Source organism: Ideonella sp. (assembly GCF_044358605.1).
Taxonomy (GTDB): Bacteria; Pseudomonadota; Gammaproteobacteria; order Burkholderiales; family Burkholderiaceae_C; genus Ideonella.
This window is the reverse complement of record NZ_JBIKNQ010000001.1, coordinates 134,545-150,250: the sequence shown is the minus strand read 5'-3', so window position 1 is coordinate 150,250 and position 15,706 is coordinate 134,545. Positions and strand designations below refer to the sequence as shown.

Genomic DNA, 15,706 nt, shown 5'->3' with positions numbered 1-15,706 from the left:
CCATGCCACTCATTCCCATCACCCCGCTGCACACGCCGCGCCTGACGGTGCGCGGCGTCACCGCGGCTGACTTATCCCAACTGCTGCCCATCAACGCCGACGACCGTGTCACGCATCATCTGCCTTATGCCTCTTGGCAGAGCATGGCCGATGCCGAGGCATGGCTCGCTCGCATTGAAGGGCTGCAAGCGGCAGGCGGCACTCAGCAGTGGGTCTTGACGCTGTGCGAGACCGAGGCGGTGATCGGTGCTGCCGTGATCTTCAAGCATGACGAAGCCAGTGCGCGCGCCGAACTGGGCTACCTGATGAGCCCGGCCTGCTGGGGCCAAGGCCTGATGCGTGAAGCTGTAACCGCCCTGCTCGACCACGCCTTCGGATTCAACGCTGGCATTGAGCGCACCGACGGCCTGAGGCGCATGGAAGCCGAGGTGAACCCCCTCAATGCCCCCTCCAACGCACTGCTGCAAGGCCTGGGCTTTACGCTGGAAGGCACTTTGCGCCAGCGCTGGACCGCCAAAGGGCGGACCTATGACACCCACCTCTGGGGCCTGCTTCGCGACGAGTGGCTGGATAGGGCGCAGACACCAATCAACGTACCATGACACCTCCACCAGACCCCAGCGCAGCCGCGTGCACAGCGCAGCCCTCTGACGCATTGCAGCCCACCTGCGCCCCCACCTGCCCCTTGTGCGGCCAGCCCAACCGCTGCGCCCCGGCCGCTGCGGGCAGCTTTGAGGTGCTGTGCTGGTGCACCAGCGTCAAGATCGCGCCAGAGGTGTTGGAGAGGGTTCCGGTGGAGAGCCGGGGGAAAGCGTGTTTGTGTGCGGCGTGTGCGGCGGGCGGTGCAGGCCCTCCACCACCAACTTGAACAAACTCGTCGCCTCCAAGTCCAGCACCTCGACCTCATGCTGGTTGTAGAGCTGCCAGCGCCAGCGCAAGATGCCGAGGTCCGGCTTGCTGGCTGAGCTGCGGGTTTGCAGCACGGTGGCTTTAACGCTCAGCGCATCACCCGGGCGCACGGGGTGCAGCCATTTGACGTAGGCCAAACCCGGCGAGGCAAAGGACTCGGAGTCTTGCAGCGCGGCTTGGGCCACCAAGCGCATGGCAATGCCGCAGGTCTGCCAGCCGCTGGCGATCAGGCCGCCGTGGATGCCTTGGGCAGCGGCCTCCGGGTCGGTGTGGAACCACTGCGGGTCGTAGGTGTTAGCGAACTGCAGCACCTCGTCTTGGCTGAGGTGGTAGGGGCCGGCGGTGATGACCTGGCCTTGGTGGAAGTCGGCGAATTTCATGGGTGCGCAAGCTTTTGGGGTGGCACGTGGGCAAGCCTTGGGCCCAACCGTGCGGAGATCACTCCGGCTGAGCCAAAGCAGGCAAGGGCAAGGAAGCCGCCGTGACCCGGTGCCAGTGCACCTGGGCCATGGGCAGCAGCCAGTCCACACCATAGCGCATGCGCTCGGTCTTGGCTTGGGCCCAGGCGGCATCGGGCTCTTGCAGCGCGGCGCGGGCGCTGGCGGCAAAGGCCCAGGCGTAGAGGGTGTGGGTCAGGCCCCAGAGGTAGTCGTCGGCCACACGCAAGGCGGCTTCGGGGTCGGCTGCGGTGGCGGTGCTCTCCATCAGGGCGGCGGTGGCCGCGCGGGCCTGTTGTGTGTGTTGGCGCAGGGCTTGGGCAAAGGCAGTCAAGGTGGGAGCAGCGTCACAGCGCTGAGCTTCGGCGTCTAGGTCGTCGAGCAGCAGGCCTAGGCCCAAGCCACCGTCAGCCAACACTTTGCGTTGCAGCAGGTCGATGGCCTGGATCTCGTTGGTGCCCTCATAAATCATGGCGATGCGGGCGTCGCGCAACGACTGCTCCACGCCCGTCTCCACCACAAAGCCGTAGCCGCCAAAGACTTGCAGCGCGTCGCTGGTGCCGTGAAAGCCGTTGTGCGTGAGCGCGGCTTTGACCACCGGCGTCAACAAGGCCGCCACTTTGAGGGCCCGGTCACGCACGGTGGCGTCGGGGTGGTGGTGGCCTTCGTCAATGCACTGGGCTGCGCGGTAGGCAATCACGCGCTGGGCTTCGGTCAAAGCCTGTACCTTGAGCAAGGCATGGCGCATGGCGGGGTGCAGGGCGATGGGGTCGGCGGCAGCCTTGGCACCCTCTGGCCGGATGGCCGCCCGCATTTGCAGGCGCTCAAAGGCATAGCGCAGCGCGTTCTGGCCGGCCATCTCCAGATGCGCCAAGCCTTGCAGGCCCACATGCAGGCGTGCTGAGTTCATCATCAAGAACATCGCGCCCAAGCCCTTGTGCGGCGCGCCCACCAGCCAGCCCTGTGCGCCTTCATATCGCATGGCGCAGGTGGCACTGCCGTGGATGCCCATTTTGTGCTCTAGGCCGGTGCAGCTCAGGGTGTTGGGCTGGCCGTCGGGCAGCAGCTTGGGCACCAAGGCCAGCGAGATGCCACGAGTGCCAGGCGGCGCATCAGGCAGGCGGCACAGCACCAGGTGGATGATGTTGTCGCTCAGGTCGTGGTCGCCACCCGAGATGAAGATTTTGTCGCCCGTCACGCGCAGCGCGCCGTCAGCCTCGAAGCTGGCCTCAGGCACGGCGCGGGTGCTGAGCAGGCCCAAGTCGCTGCCCGCCTGGGGCTCGGTCAGGGCCATGGCGGCCAGCCACTCGCCGCTGACGAGCTTGGCCAAGCACCAGTCTTGCTGGGCCGGGCGGGCATGGCCTTTGATGGTTTCATAAGCGCCATGCAGCAGGTCGGGGTACATCTCCCAAGCTTGGTTGCAGGCGATGAGCATTTCGCGCACGGCTGCGTCCAGCAGCAGCGGCAGGCCTTGGCCGCCCCATTCGGGCGCGCAGGGCAAGGCGGGCCAGCCACCTTCTACAAACGCACGGTAGGCGGCCGGGAAGCCCTGGGGCGTGCGTACACAGCCATCAGCCTCGCGGGTGCAGCCTTGCGCGTCGCCGCTGGCGTTGAGGGGCAGCAAGACCTCGCGCGCAAAACGGGCGCCTTCTTGCAGGATGGCACTCGCGGTGTCTGCATCCAGCTCTTGCCATTCGGGGCAGGCCTGCCAGCCCTGGGGGGCTTGCAGCACCTGCTCCATCACAAAGCGCATGTCGCGCAGCGGCGCACGGTAGTCCCAGCTCATATGGTGGTGTAGTCGTTCAGCGAGGGGCCAAGCGCACGGCGCCGTCCAGGCGAATGGTTTCGCCGTTCAGGTGCACATTGCTCACGATGTGGGTGGCCAAGGCTGCAAATTCTTCCGGGTGGCCCAAGCGCTTGGGGAAGGGAATAGAGGCGCCCAAGGCGTCTTGAATGTCTTGCGGCAGACTCTTCATCAGCGGGGTGCTGAAGAGGCCGGGCGCCACCGTCATGACCCGAATGCCGTGCTGGGCCAAGTCGCGCGCCAGCGGCAGGGTCATGGCGGTGATGCCGCCTTTCGAGGCGCTGTAGGCCTCTTGCCCGACCTGGCCGTCAAAGGCAGCCACCGAGGCCGTCATCAACATCACACCGCGCTCGCCGTCTTGCAGCGGCGCCAGCTTGGCGATGCGGGCCGCCGTGAGGCGGATGACGTTGTAGGTGCCGATGAGGTTGATACGGATGACGCGCTCAAAATCTTCCAGCGGCGCGGGCTCGCCATCGCGGCCGATCACGCGCTTGGCCGTGCCAATGCCCGCGATGTTCATCACGATGCGGGCCGGGCCGTGCGTGGCCTCCGCCGCATCCAGTGCGGCCGTCAGGCTGGCGGTGTCGGCAATGTCGGCCGTGGCGGCAAAGCCGCCAATGTCGGCCGCCACGCGTTGGGCACCCGCCGTGTTCACGTCCAGCACGGTCACGCGCGCGCCTGCGGCGGCCAAAGCACGCGCGACGGCTTCACCCAGCCCAGAGCCACCGCCGGTGACCAGGGCATGTTGTCCATCAATTTGCATCTCACTCTCCAAGGGGGCGTGGCCCACCGGCCAATTCACGGCGACAGGCGGGTGGGGGAGGCGCTCCACCCACCCGCTTGCTTCTCCCACAAGCTCTCTGTGCCTCTGTGTCTCTGTGGCGGTCTTCACCAACTGCCACAGGCGCCATTCAGTTCTCCAACTTCCACTCGCCGTTGACCACCTTCATCACCACGCCGGTGTCGGGGCGGAAGCCCCAGTGGTCGGTGGGCGTGTAGTCCAGCACGCCATGGGTCACGGCCAAGCCCTTGGCGGTCTCCAGCGCTTCCTTCAGCGCAGCGCGGAACTCGGGCGTGCCGGGCTTGCCTTTCTTCAGGGCCACGGGCACCACTTGCTCCAGCATCAGGTAGCCGTCATAGGAGTGCGCGGCAAACTGGTTGCGGCTGCCCGGGCCATGGATCTGCTCATAAGCCGCGTTGAACTTCATGCCCAATTCGCGCGAGGGATGGCCTGCGGGCAGTTGCTCTGCCACGACCACCGGGCCGGCGGTCACAAAGGTGCCTTCGACGGCTTTGCCACCCACGCGCATCAGGTCTTTAGACGCAGCCGCATGGGTTTGGTAGATGCGGCCCTTGAAGCCGCGCTCCAGCACGGCCAATTGCGGCATGGCCGCGCCGCTTCCCGAGGCCACCACCACCACCGCATCGGGGTTGGCGCCGGCCACCTTCAGGGCTTGGGCGGTGACGCTGGTGTCGGCACGATTGAAGCGCTCGGTCACCAACAGTTTGATGCCGGCCTTTTCTAGGCGCGGCGCCAACTCTTGGAGCCAGCCTTCACCATAGGCGTCGGCATAGCCAATGAAGGCCACGGTCTTGACACCGCCCTTGAGCATGTGGCTCACCATGGCGTTAGCCATCACACCGTTGGACTGCGGCAGGCGGAAAGACCAGGTGTCTTTGCCCGGCGGCAACTGGATGGGCGAGAGGGCCAACTGCGGTGTGCTGGTCTCTGCCGCCACGGCCGCCATGGCAATCGCCACCGGGGTGGCGCCTGAGCCCATGATCAGGTCGACCTTGTCTTCGGTGGTCAGGCGCCGCACGTTCTGCACGCCCTTGGAAGGGTCGGTCGCGTCGTCCAGGATCACCAGCTTGATCTTCTCGCCTGCCACGGTGGCCGGCCACATCTTCAGGCCGTTGTTCATCGGGATGCCCAGGCCCGACGCTGGGCCGGTCATGGGGATGCTGACGCCCACCGTGATCTCGGCCAAGGCCTGGGTGGTGACGAGCACAGCGGCCGAGGCCAGCAGGGTCTTGAGGAAAGCAGTCTTCACGGTTTGTCTCCTGAAATGCGGGGTGACGGGGAGGAAGGAATGAAGCGGCCCGATGCATCGGGCTCTGTGGAATGGGGTCAGCTGCACAGCGCCTTGATGTCCTCGGGCACTGGGATGGCCTGCAAGCGGTTCGGGTCTTCGGGGTGCTTTTGCACAAAGGCGCGCACCTCGGTGCCCTCGCACAGCAAGGTGTCACCGCGCATCACACGGTGGCGGTGGGTAAAGGTCTTGCCGGCCCAGCTCTCCACCGTGGTGTGCACCTGGATGCGCTCGCCATAGGTGGCTGATTTTTTGAACTGGGTGTGGATCTCCAGCAGCGGCGTGCCGACGATGCCGCGCTTCTTGACCAACTCGCGCTAGGGCGGCACGCCGCAGGCCATGAAGAAGGCCAGCGAGGAGCAATCCATCCACTTCAGAAAGTTGGGAAAGAAAACGATGCCTGCCGGGTCGCAGTCACCGAACTGGATGTCGATCTCCCAGATGTGGGTCCGGCTCATGCAGCGCTCCCCAAGCCTTCGCCCTGCGGGTTCTCAATCAGCAGCGCAATGCCTTGGCCGCCACCCACGCAGGCCGAGGCAATGCCCCAGCGGGCGCCGATGGCTTTGAGCTGGCGCGCCACCGTCAGCGTCAGCCGCACGCCGGTGGCGGCCAACGGGTGGCCCAGGGCAATGGCGCCGCCATGCACGTTCAAGCGGTTCACATCCAGACCCAGCTCGCGCTGCACGGCCAGGGTTTGTGCGCCTTGGGCTTCGTTGATCTCGAAGCGGGCAATGTCGGCCAGCGTCAGGCCTGCGCGCTCCAGCAATAAGCGGATAGCCGGCGCCGGGCCAATGCCCATGATCTCGGGCGGCACGCCCACCACGGCGGCCGCCGCCACGCGGCCCAGCGGCGCTTGGCTCCAGCGCTTGGCATACGCACCGCTGGCCACCAAGGCGGCGCCTGCGCCGTCTGTCAGGGCCGAGCTGTTGCCGCCCGTTTGCACCCCTTGCGCAAACACGGTGCGCAGCTTGGCCAGCACCTCCACCGGCGTGGGGCGCGGGTGGGTGTCTTTGTCGGCCACGGTGGCTTTGCCGCTGAGGCGCAGGTGGCGCGGCTTGTAGCCGCTCAATTCAAAGGTTTCGGTGCTGACGGGCACGATCTCACCGGCCAGCCAGCCGCCCTCTTGGGCGGTCACGGCACGCTCAAACGACAGCGCCGCAAAGGCGTCCACGTCTTCACGGCGGATGTCATAGCGCTGGGCCAGGTTCTCGGCCGTCTGGATCATGTTGATCCCCGCCGCGCAGTCCGTCAGTGCCTCCCACATATAGTCTTTGAAGCCCAGCGGCGCACCCAGGCGGAAGCCCTGGCGGTGATCAAAGGCGGCGATGGGGTTGCGGGTCATGGACTCGGTGCCCACCACCAGCGCCAGCTCGGCCGCACCGCTGCTGATCTGCTCACCCGCTTGGCGGAAGAGCTCAAAGCCCGTGCCGCAAATGCGCTGGGCCATTTGCGCCGGCACCTCGGTAGGCACCCCGGCATAGAGGCCAATGTGGCGCGGCACGTAGAACTGGTCAAAGCCACCGGGCGCCATGTTCCCGGCGATCACAGTGTCCACATCCTCAGGCGCAATGCCCGTGCGGGCCAGCACCGAACGTGCGACCTTGATGCCCATGTCAATCGGGTTGGCATCGGCCAAGGCGCCCATGTAGTCCACCTGCGGCGTGCGTACGCCGTCTAGCATCCACACATCCTCAAAGCGGTTGAACAAACCTTTGGCCATCATGCGGCTCCTGACCCTGTCTCTTGTTTCTTGACCTTGCCTGCGCGCTTTTCCAAGAAGGCGCGCACGCGTTCTTTGGCGGCCTCGTCGCCTTGCGCGATGGAAGAAATGAGCGACTCCATGAACAGGCCGTCGCTGTGCGACAGGTCGGCAATGCGGGGCAGCGCCTGGGTGATGGCGTAGTTGGACAGCGGCGCATTGGCCGCGATCTTGACGGCCAGCTCATAAGCCTTTTCCAAACCCTGCTGGGGCTCGACCAAGTAGTTCGAAAAGCCCATGGTGTAGCCCTCGGTGGCGTCAAACACGCGGCCGGTGAGCATCATGTCCGTCATGCGCGAGGTGCCCACCAGGCGCGAGATGCGCACCGAGCCGCCACCGCCCACAAAAATGCCACGCGTACCTTCAGGGAGCGCATAGAAGCTGCTGCGCTCGGCCACCCGCAAGTGGGCGGATGAGGCCAGCTCCAGCCCGCCACCCACCACGGCGCCGTGCAGCACCGCGATGACCGGCACCGGGCCAAACTGAATCGCGTCAAAGGCCGCATGCCAGGCGCGCGAGTGGCTCATGCCCTCGGTGACATTGCGCTCGGTGACTTCTGTCAGGTCCAGCCCCGCACAAAAATGGTCGCCGGCGCCGCTGAGCACCGCCACGCGGATGTCTTTGGGCATGTTGACAAAGACGGTGTGCAACTGGGCTAGCAGCTCGTCGCTGATGGAGTTGCGCTTGGCGGGGCGGTTGAGGTGGATGTGCAGCACCGGCCCGTCGGTCTCGACGCGCAGCAGTGGCAACTGGCCCAGCAGGCCGGTAGCAGCTTGAAAATTCATGAGGCCTTGTCCCTGAATGAATGCGTTAAATCGTGATGCGTTGAGTAGCGGGCTCGCTGCCATAGAGCGCGGCCACCGCGTCGGCGCGCAGGCTCAGCACCGCACGCTGGTTGATGTAGCCCTTGTCGGTGATCTCGCCTTGGGCCATATTGGGTGAATCGGGCAAGACCCAGGCCCGCGTGGGCGACTGCGAGCTGGACGCCCCGGCATGGGCCTTGAGATCGGCCAGCGCCTCGCGCAAGCGGGTCTGCAGGGCCTCGGGCGTGGCCCTGCGTCCGTCTTCGCTCAAGAACACCAGTGCGCCCACTTCGGCGCGGTCGTGCCCGGTGATGACCACGTCTTGCGCATAGGGCGCCATGGCCGCCACCACCTTGACCCGCAGCGTGCCCACCGACACCCAGGTGCCGGTGGTGAGCTTGAAGTCCTCGGCCACGCGGCCGTTGAAGACCACGCCTTGGGCTGGGTCGGACTCGTCCAGCAAATAGCCGGCGTCACCGATCTTGTAGTAGCCCTCGTCATCAAAGGCGTCGCGTGTGGCCTGCTCATTGCCCCGATAGCCGGGGAAGACATTGGGCCCGCGCACCCGCATCTCCAGCTTGCCCGCGTTGGGTGTGAACTTGAGGTCGATGCCGGGCAGGGGCACGCCGATCACACCGGCGCGGTCCAGCGCCCAGTTGGGCAGGGTGATGGCGGGGGCGGTCTCGGTGGCGCCCCAAGACGTCGTCATCCACAGGCGCTCGGTGCGCACGGTGGCCGCCACTTTCTCCAGGCGCTCCCAGGTGGTTTGGGGCATGCCCGCACCGGCGTAAAAAAGCATCTTCAAGCGGCCAAAGAAGTTGCGAGCCAGCGTCTCATCCGCCTCCAAGTAGGGCAAGAGCATGTCGTAGCCCTTGGGCACATTGAAGTAGGCGGTGGGCTGCACCTCGCGCAGGTTGGCCACGGTGGCTTCAATGGCGCCGGGCAGGGGCTTGCCGGTGTCGATCACCATCTGCCCACGATTGCGCATGACGATGCCGATGTTGTGGTTGCCGCCAAAGGTGTGGCTCCAAGGCAGCCAGTCCACCAACACCGGCGGCTCGGCTTCAAAAAAGCGGCAGACCTGGGCCAACTGTTGCTGGTTGGCGCACAGCATGCGCTGGGTGTTGATGACCACCTTGGGCGTGCCCGTCGAGCCGCTGGTCAGCAGGTACTTGGCATGGGTGTCGGGCGTGATGGCGGCAAAGGCCTGCATCACGGCCGGGGTCTCCACGGCGCTGCTGAGCTGGGTGAAGCTGAGCGCCCCGGGCACACTCTCGGCCCCCTTCGAAAACACGACCTTGGGGTGCAGGCCCAGGCGCTCCAACGCCGGGGCATAGACGGTGGCATCCGACGCATAAACCAAGGCCGGGTCCAAGGCATGCAAGATGCCGTGGATGCGGCTGAAGTCGCCTTGCGCCAAGCGGCAATAGCCGCTGGACACCGTGCAAACCGGGCGGCCAATGTGTTGGGCCGCCAGCACCAAGATGAGGTGATCCAGCGCGTTGTCAGACAGGATCACCACCGGCTTGCCCGGCGGCAGGTTCAAGTCCAGCAGGCCTTGGGCCACTGCACCCACCAGGGTGCGGGTTTGCTGCCAAGTCAGACGCTGCCAGCCACCGGCAGCGGCAGGGTCACGCTCAGCAAAGGCCGGAGCGTCGGGGGTCTCATGCGCCCAGCGCTCCAGCCATTCGCCACTGCAACGGGCAAAGGGCGCCAGCGGCTCGGGCGAGCGCAGCACAAAACCGCTGCCGTCCAAGTCTGCCTTGGTGGTGGCGCGTGGGGCCAGCATGCGCGGGTCGTCGAAGAAGTTCGTCGTCACCGTTGTATCCATACATATGTGTATGTTGTGTGCGCTGATGCTAAGAGTCCTAAGCGGCAAGAGCATCGGTACTTACACCATGAACCGTACACAACTGTCTGTTTGGAACCTTGATGAGCGCACCACCGGCCTTGATACAGTTGCACCATGACTGCAGACGTGGCCCCCCTCGCCCCCAAGCGCCGCACTGCCAAGGCCAAAGCGCCCGCCGCAGAAGCCCCAGTGCGCACCCCCCTGACCCCTGAGACCTGGATTGACGCGGCCACCGACGTGTTGGTGAGCCACGGCATCGACAGCGTGCGCGTGGATGTATTGGCCAAGCGCTTGCAGGTCACACGCGGCAGCTTCTACTGGCACTTCAAAGACCGCAACGACCTGCTGGCCCAAGTGCTGCAAACCTGGCGCCGCAAGTCGACCGAAGAGCTGACCCGCCGCCTGGAAACCGCCCACACCGACCCGGCCGAGCAGGTGCGCGATGTGCTCTCCCTGCCCTTCCGGGGCCGCTCGGCCGTGCGCGCCGCGCAGATCGAGCTAGCCCTGCGCGACTGGGCCCGCCGCGACCCGGTGGCCCGCCAAGTGATGGACGAGTCCGACGCCAGCCGCCTGGCCTATATCTCCCAGATCTTTTCTTCCCTGGGCTTTGGCGTGATGGAAGCGCGCAGCCGCGCCTTTCTGCTCTACAGCCACGTGGTAGCCGCCTCACAGATGACCGGCGCCGAAGCCGCCCTGCCCCGCGAAGAGCGCAACCGCTTTGTCGAACAACTGATTCAGACACCTTTGCGCTGAACGCAAAATTTCGGTTATAGTAGCGGGCTCAAGGCGCTTTAGCTCAGCCGGTTAGAGCGACGGAATCATAATCCGCAGGTCCGGGGTTCGAATCCCTGAAGCGCCACCAAAATCAATAGCCCTTGTAGGTCAACGACCTACAAGGGCTTTTTGTCGTTTGGGGCCGCGCGCGAGGTCTGCATCGCTTGGCGGACCTACATTTCGGCGTCAGACTGGCGCCATAGTCACGTTTGCGATACATTATATTCAAAAGGTATCGTAAACGTGACATGGACAATCAAACCATCCTCTGTCGCATCGGCAGCGCTCTGCAGCAAGCCAGGGCTCAGCGCGGGCTGACCCAAGGCCAGTTGGCTAGCCGCGCCGGGGTCACTCGGCAGAAGGTCGTTCAGGTCGAAGCGGGTTTGGGCACGGTGGGCGCGGAGTACTACGCCAAGCTTGCTGGCGCCATGGGCTTGGAGTTTTCGCTGACGCCAGCGCGCAAACCAACGCTGGATGAACTCCAAAGCATGGATCTCACCTGACGCGATGGGCTCACCACCATGATGCGCGTCCACACCCCTGAGGGCATCTCTGGCCTGCTGGCCAAGGAAGAGGTTTACCGCTTTGCCTACAGTGCGCAGCGCCCTCCCAACACAGACATCTCGCTGACGATGCCTGGCCGACTGCAGTCCTACGACAGCCCGCAGTTGCACCCCATCTTTCAGATGAACATGCCCGAGGGCTATCTGCTGGAGCGGCTGCGCCATCGGCTGGCCAAGCTCACAGGCACTGACCCACTGCAGTTGATCTCGGCCATGGCGTGCGAGACATCGATTGGCCGCGTGCGGCTGACACCCGCAGAGCGCGACCAGCCTGAGCCCAGCAGCCCGCCGATGCGCCTGGACGCCATCCTCACCTACCGGGGGGCGGAGGGCCTGTTTCAAGACCTGATGGACCGCTACATGATGCGCGCGCCACTGAGCGGCGTGCAGCCCAAGGTGTTGGTGCCAGAGGCTGTGACGGCTGACACTATGGCCGCACCGGCCCCGAAGGCTGCCGCGCTGACACCCGACTTGATCGTCAAGTCTGGCCTGTCGGACTTCCCTGGCCTCGCCATCAATGAGTTTGTGTGCATGTCCATCGCCCGCGCTGCGGGCATGCCGGGGCCAGAGTTCTATCTGTCTGACGACAGGCAAATCTTTGTGATTCGTCGGTTTGACCGAGACGAGGCCGGGGCTCCCTTGGGCTTCGAAGACATGGCCGTGCTGAGCGGCCGAGGCGCCGACCAGAAGTACACCGGGAGCTACGAAATGCTCGCCAAGCTGGTGCGCATGTTTGCATCGGAAGAGCGGGTGGAGCAGTCATTGCGCGAGCTGTTCGACATCGTGGCACTCTCTTGCATCGTCGGCAACGGCGACGCCCACCTGAAGAACTTCGGCATGCTCCATTCGGCGGGCGGCACGGACGTGCGGCTAGCACCCGCCTATGACATCGTCTGCACCACCTGCTACCTACCAGACGATGCCCTGGCCTTAAACCTGGACGGCAACAAGTCCATCTTCGCAGCTCGCTTGGGGCTGTTGAAGTACATGGAGACCTGCGGCCTGACCCGCAAGCAAGGGGCTCTGCGCATTGGTGAGATTGCCGATGCCGCATTGAAGACCCTGTCACTGCATGGAGACCTGGCCGGTGAGGTCTCTGGGCTTGCCAAGCGTATCAAGAGCAGCGCAGAGACTTACCGCATGGCCTTTGCGAAGTAGGCCCAGGCAGACCGAAGCGTCGTTTCACGTGATGCCTGGGTGAGGCTGAATGAGGTGCCGAAGCACTGACGTGCAAGTGACGGCTCCAAGCTGAGCATTCCGCCCCACCCCTGGGCGTGCACTTCGGCCTACTACGCAGCCCCGCCTTTCTGGAGACGCTAAACTCACGCCTTAGCTTCCTCCAAGGCCCAGGTGCCCCGGCATCTCGGCCTTTTCGTTTTCCACAGCCCCTGGAGACATACCATGAACCGCTGTGCGCCTTTGGCCCAGACCTCCCGCCGCGCTGTAATGCGCGCGCTGGCCATCAGTACCTTCGCCCTCCCGCTCGTCGCCACCTTGCTGCCCCTTGAAGCGCAAGCGCAGGTCCAGCGCAACTTCCCCGCCAAGGCCTTGCGTGGCGAGGTCACTTTTGGTGAGCCGCCGCAGGCGCAACTGAACCGCAAAGCCACGCAGTTGGCGCCGGGTGCGCGCATTCGCGACACCAACAACATGATGGTGGTGTCAGGCAGCTTGGTGGGCCAGCGCGTGGTGGTGAACTACACGCTGGACTCGCTGGGTCAGCTGCATGAGATCTGGATTTTGCGCGAGGAAGAGACGCGCAGGCTGCCCTGGCCGCGCACAACGGCCGAGGCGCAGAGCTGGGTCTTCGACCCTGTCGCCCAGACCTGGACCAAGCCTTGAGCGAGCACGCACGATGACCACCGCAACCACGAAGAAAGTATTCATCCGCACCTTTGGCTGCCAGATGAACGAGTACGACTCGGACAAGATGGCCGACGTGCTGAATGCCGCCGAAGGCTATGAGCCGACCGACGATGTGGAGCAAGCTGATCTTGTGCTGTTCAACACCTGCTCGGTGCGTGAGAAGGCGGCCGAGAAAGTGTTTTCAGACCTGGGCCGCATCAAGCACCTGAAGCAAAAGGGCGTGATCATCGGCGTGGGCGGCTGCGTGGCCAGCCAAGAGGGCGCCGCCATTGTGGACCGCGCGCCCTATGTGGACATTGTGTTTGGGCCGCAAACCCTGCACCGCTTGCCGCAGATGATTGCGCAGCGCCGCGCGCTGAATAAGCCGCAGGTGGACATCAGCTTCCCCGAGATCGAAAAGTTCGACCACCTGCCGCCGGCGCGGGTAGAGGGCGGCAGCGCGTTTGTCTCCATCATGGAAGGCTGCTCCAAGTACTGCACCTATTGCGTGGTGCCTTACACCCGGGGTGAAGAGGTTTCGCGGCCATTTGAAGACGTGCTGACCGAAGTGGCTAACTTGGCTGACCAGGGCGTGAAAGAAGTGACGCTGCTGGGCCAGAACGTGAACGCCTATCGCGGCAAGATGGGCGACACCGCCGAGGTTGCCGACTTTGCGCTGCTGCTGGAATATGTGGGCGAGATCCCGGGCATTGAGCGCATCCGCTACACCACCAGCCACCCGAATGAGTTCACCCAGCGGCTGATTGATGTGTACGCCCGCGTGCCGCAATTGGTGAACCACCTGCACCTGCCGGTGCAGCACGGCTCGGACCGCATTCTGTCGGCCATGAAGCGCGGCTACACCGCGCTGCAGTTCAAGAGCATCATCCGCAAGCTCCGCGCCGTGCGGCCCACCATCAGCTTGTCCTCTGACTTCATCGTGGGCTTCCCCGGTGAGACGGACGATGACTTCGCCAAGATGATGCAACTGGTGCAGGACGTGGGGTTTGATGCCTCGTTCAGCTTCATCTTCAGCCCCCGGCCGGGCACCCCCGCCGCCGCGCTGCACGATGACACGCCTTATGAAGTGAAGCTGGCGCGCTTGCAAACTTTGCAGGCCCACCTGGAAGACAACGTCAAGCGCTTTTCAGACGCCATGGTTGGCAGCACCCAACGCATCTTGGTGGAAGGCCACGCCCGCAAAGACGCCAGCGAGCTGATGGGCCGTACCGAGTGCAACCGCATCGTTAACTTCCCCGGGCCTGCGCGCCTGATCGGGCAGATGATTGATGTGGACATCACCTTGGCCTACCCGCATTCGCTGCGGGCGGCAGTGCGCACGCAGGACAGCGTTCTGGCTTAACGCTGAAATTGTGTGAGTGCCCCTGCAGCGCAGCAGGACCAACACCAGGGCAGAGGCGAGGTATCCGGTAGAGCAGCCGCTGTGTGCGGCGCCAGACCGACACAGGCGCGCGGCGCAGGCTGAATAGGGCGACACCACCGCCACAGCCTGAAGGATTCGCCATGCCCAGCTTGCCCACCTTGGGGTCCATCGCCACATCATGGGGCCGGCGCGCGTTTCCCGCGTCCAGGCCACCCACCATGACGGTGGTGCCGTGGATGGGCTTGGCAGTGTTGGTGGGCCTGTTGCTGCCCGCTTCCGCCGACGCGCAGATCTCGGTGTTGATCAAGCTGGCGCCACCGCCGCTGCTGGTCTATGCCCAGCCGCAGGTGCCGGGGGATGACTACATCTGGACGCCCGGCTACTGGACATGGAGTGCCGAGCAAAACGCTTACTTTTGGGTGCCGGGGACTTGGGTGATGGCACCCAACAAGGGCTATTTGTGGACGCCCGGCTATTGGGCGTTTGAACGCGTGGGCTACCGCTGGCATAGCGGCTACTGGGGCGTGCGGATCGGCTTTTATGGGGGCATCAACTACGGCTTCGGCTATCACGGCTCAGGCTACGACGGCGGGCGCTGGGACCGCGGGGTCTTTCGCTACAACCGTGCGGTGAGTAACGTCAACCGGCAAACCGTTCACCTGACCTACAACGCCCCGGTCATGGTCCACAAGCAGGTCACCCGGGTCAGCTTCAACGGGGGTCGGGAAGGCACTGCGGCACGGCCTACCGTCAGCGAACGGCGCCTTCAAGCTGCAGAGCACACCGCGCCGCGCGCCGAGCAGGTGCAGCACGAGACCGCCGCACGCGGCATGGTCACGCAGCGTCACACGGGGGCCCATGAAGCACCCCAAGTGGCCGCCACGCCCAAGCCCTCGGAGTTTGTGGCGTCGGCCGTGGAGCGGGTGAGACCCGCGCCAGACGTGCGGCCCAAACATGATCGAGCCAAACCGGACAAAGCCACGCCTGTACAGGCTGCGGCGAGTGCGCCACACCGACCCGACAAGAAAGCCTCCGAGGCACACCCCGAGAAACCTCGACGGGAGGACCCGCCACGCAAGGACCGCTGAGGGCTGGGACAGCCGTTCAGGCGGCGCGCCGGGACGCCCTCAGCAGTTGCCACCACAGGCTTGAGGCGACCGCCAACACCAACAAGGCATAGGTGGCCATGCGCCCGTCTCGCTGCCACAGCCACAAGCCCAGTAGCAAAGCAGCGGCGCCGCCCAGCGCCGCCCGGTAGAACAGCCGCCACCATGGTGTGGAGCGCAGGTCGGCCCGCCAGAAGAGCTTGGCCAACCCACTGGCCAAAGCGGCCACGCCCAGCGCGGGGGCGACAAAGTTCACAAGGTGCCAGAAGGCGTCGAAAGGTCCCACAGGGGCTCCGGAAGTGGGCAAGGCGGTGGGGCATGGGGTAGGCCCAGCCGCCATCGAAGCTTGACATTGATCAATCAGCGCGGTGTTGCAAGCGCAG

The 15,706-nt window shown here is 65.0% G+C and carries 16 protein-coding genes, 1 tRNA gene and 1 pseudogene; 9 read left to right on the top strand and 9 right to left on the bottom strand.

Annotated features, from left to right (window positions below; translation table 11 throughout):
• Window positions 1-2: 2 nt before the first annotated feature.
• Window positions 3-602, top strand: coding sequence for a GNAT family N-acetyltransferase (locus tag ACIQ3Q_RS00725; protein ID WP_396267027.1), 600 nt, complete (start codon window positions 3-5; stop codon window positions 600-602).
• The gene (locus ACIQ3Q_RS00720) at window positions 599-868 is read left to right on the top strand and encodes a cysteine-rich CWC family protein (protein WP_396267026.1); all 270 of its coding nucleotides are present in this window, start codon (window positions 599-601) and stop codon (window positions 866-868) included. The genes ACIQ3Q_RS00725 and ACIQ3Q_RS00720 overlap by 4 nt, the downstream gene beginning before the upstream one ends.
• Here ACIQ3Q_RS00720 and ACIQ3Q_RS00715 read toward each other — a convergent pair.
• From ACIQ3Q_RS00715 to ACIQ3Q_RS00680, 8 genes and pseudogenes are all read right to left on the bottom strand, one after another.
• Window positions 759-1,289 (bottom strand): MaoC family dehydratase, encoded by a 531-nt coding sequence (locus ACIQ3Q_RS00715; protein ID WP_396267024.1) that lies wholly within the window; start codon window positions 1,287-1,289, stop codon window positions 759-761. The two genes, ACIQ3Q_RS00720 and ACIQ3Q_RS00715, sit on opposite strands and share 110 nt — an antisense overlap.
• 58 nt (window positions 1,290-1,347) lie before the next feature.
• On the bottom strand, window positions 1,348-3,132 hold the full coding sequence (locus ACIQ3Q_RS00710) for an acyl-CoA dehydrogenase family protein (protein ID WP_396267023.1): 1,785 nt from the start codon (window positions 3,130-3,132) through the stop codon (window positions 1,348-1,350).
• 16 nt (window positions 3,133-3,148) lie between these two features.
• On the bottom strand, window positions 3,149-3,913 hold the full coding sequence (locus ACIQ3Q_RS00705) for an SDR family NAD(P)-dependent oxidoreductase (protein ID WP_396267021.1): 765 nt from the start codon (window positions 3,911-3,913) through the stop codon (window positions 3,149-3,151).
• 148 nt (window positions 3,914-4,061) lie between these two features.
• Window positions 4,062-5,201: an ABC transporter substrate-binding protein gene (locus ACIQ3Q_RS00700; RefSeq protein WP_396267020.1), complete on the bottom strand. Its 1,140-nt coding sequence runs from the start codon at window positions 5,199-5,201 to the stop codon at window positions 4,062-4,064.
• A gap of 77 nt (window positions 5,202-5,278) precedes the next feature.
• Window positions 5,279-5,698 (bottom strand): annotated as a pseudogene (locus tag ACIQ3Q_RS00695) (acyl-CoA thioesterase).
• The gene (locus tag ACIQ3Q_RS00690) at window positions 5,695-6,963 is read right to left on the bottom strand and encodes a thiolase family protein (protein WP_396267019.1); all 1,269 of its coding nucleotides are present in this window, start codon (window positions 6,961-6,963) and stop codon (window positions 5,695-5,697) included. The pseudogene ACIQ3Q_RS00695 and the gene ACIQ3Q_RS00690 overlap by 4 nt, the downstream one beginning before the upstream one ends.
• Complete coding sequence (locus ACIQ3Q_RS00685; RefSeq protein ID WP_396267018.1) at window positions 6,960-7,784, bottom strand: crotonase/enoyl-CoA hydratase family protein; 825 nt, start codon at window positions 7,782-7,784, stop codon at window positions 6,960-6,962. Before ACIQ3Q_RS00685 ends, ACIQ3Q_RS00690 begins: the two co-directional genes overlap by 4 nt.
• A gap of 25 nt (window positions 7,785-7,809) precedes the next feature.
• The gene (locus ACIQ3Q_RS00680; RefSeq protein WP_396267017.1) at window positions 7,810-9,633 is read right to left on the bottom strand and encodes a feruloyl-CoA synthase; all 1,824 of its coding nucleotides are present in this window, start codon (window positions 9,631-9,633) and stop codon (window positions 7,810-7,812) included.
• A 135-nt stretch (window positions 9,634-9,768) separates the two neighbouring features.
• Between ACIQ3Q_RS00680 and ACIQ3Q_RS00675 the strand changes: the two genes are divergently transcribed.
• The 7 genes from ACIQ3Q_RS00675 (at window position 9,769) to ACIQ3Q_RS00645 (ending at window position 15,305) form a co-directional block, all read left to right on the top strand.
• Complete coding sequence (locus ACIQ3Q_RS00675) at window positions 9,769-10,407, top strand: TetR/AcrR family transcriptional regulator (RefSeq protein WP_396267016.1); 639 nt, start codon at window positions 9,769-9,771, stop codon at window positions 10,405-10,407.
• Window positions 10,408-10,439: 32 nt separating this feature from the next.
• Window positions 10,440-10,516: transfer RNA gene (locus ACIQ3Q_RS00670), tRNA-Met, on the top strand.
• Between the two features lie 160 nt (window positions 10,517-10,676).
• Window positions 10,677-10,931, top strand: coding sequence for a helix-turn-helix transcriptional regulator (locus tag ACIQ3Q_RS00665; protein WP_396267014.1), 255 nt, complete (start codon window positions 10,677-10,679; stop codon window positions 10,929-10,931).
• An 18-nt stretch (window positions 10,932-10,949) separates the two neighbouring features.
• Window positions 10,950-12,149 carry a type II toxin-antitoxin system HipA family toxin gene (locus tag ACIQ3Q_RS00660; protein WP_396267013.1) on the top strand — a complete coding sequence of 400 codons (1,200 nt, stop codon included), beginning with the start codon at window positions 10,950-10,952 and terminating at the stop codon, window positions 12,147-12,149.
• Between the two features lie 243 nt (window positions 12,150-12,392).
• Complete coding sequence (locus ACIQ3Q_RS00655) at window positions 12,393-12,830, top strand: hypothetical protein (RefSeq protein WP_396267012.1); 438 nt, start codon at window positions 12,393-12,395, stop codon at window positions 12,828-12,830.
• A 13-nt stretch (window positions 12,831-12,843) separates the two neighbouring features.
• Window positions 12,844-14,196, top strand: a complete 1,353-nt coding sequence (miaB, locus tag ACIQ3Q_RS00650; protein ID WP_396267011.1) for a tRNA (N6-isopentenyl adenosine(37)-C2)-methylthiotransferase MiaB — start codon at window positions 12,844-12,846, stop codon at window positions 14,194-14,196.
• Window positions 14,197-14,357: 161 nt separating this feature from the next.
• On the top strand, window positions 14,358-15,305 hold the full coding sequence (locus ACIQ3Q_RS00645) for a hypothetical protein (protein WP_396267010.1): 948 nt from the start codon (window positions 14,358-14,360) through the stop codon (window positions 15,303-15,305).
• A 16-nt stretch (window positions 15,306-15,321) separates the two neighbouring features.
• On the opposite strand, the gene ACIQ3Q_RS00640 is transcribed toward ACIQ3Q_RS00645, so the two are convergent.
• Window positions 15,322-15,609 carry a hypothetical protein gene (locus ACIQ3Q_RS00640; RefSeq protein ID WP_396267009.1) on the bottom strand — a complete coding sequence of 96 codons (288 nt, stop codon included), beginning with the start codon at window positions 15,607-15,609 and terminating at the stop codon, window positions 15,322-15,324.
• Window positions 15,610-15,706: the final 97 nt, after the last annotated feature.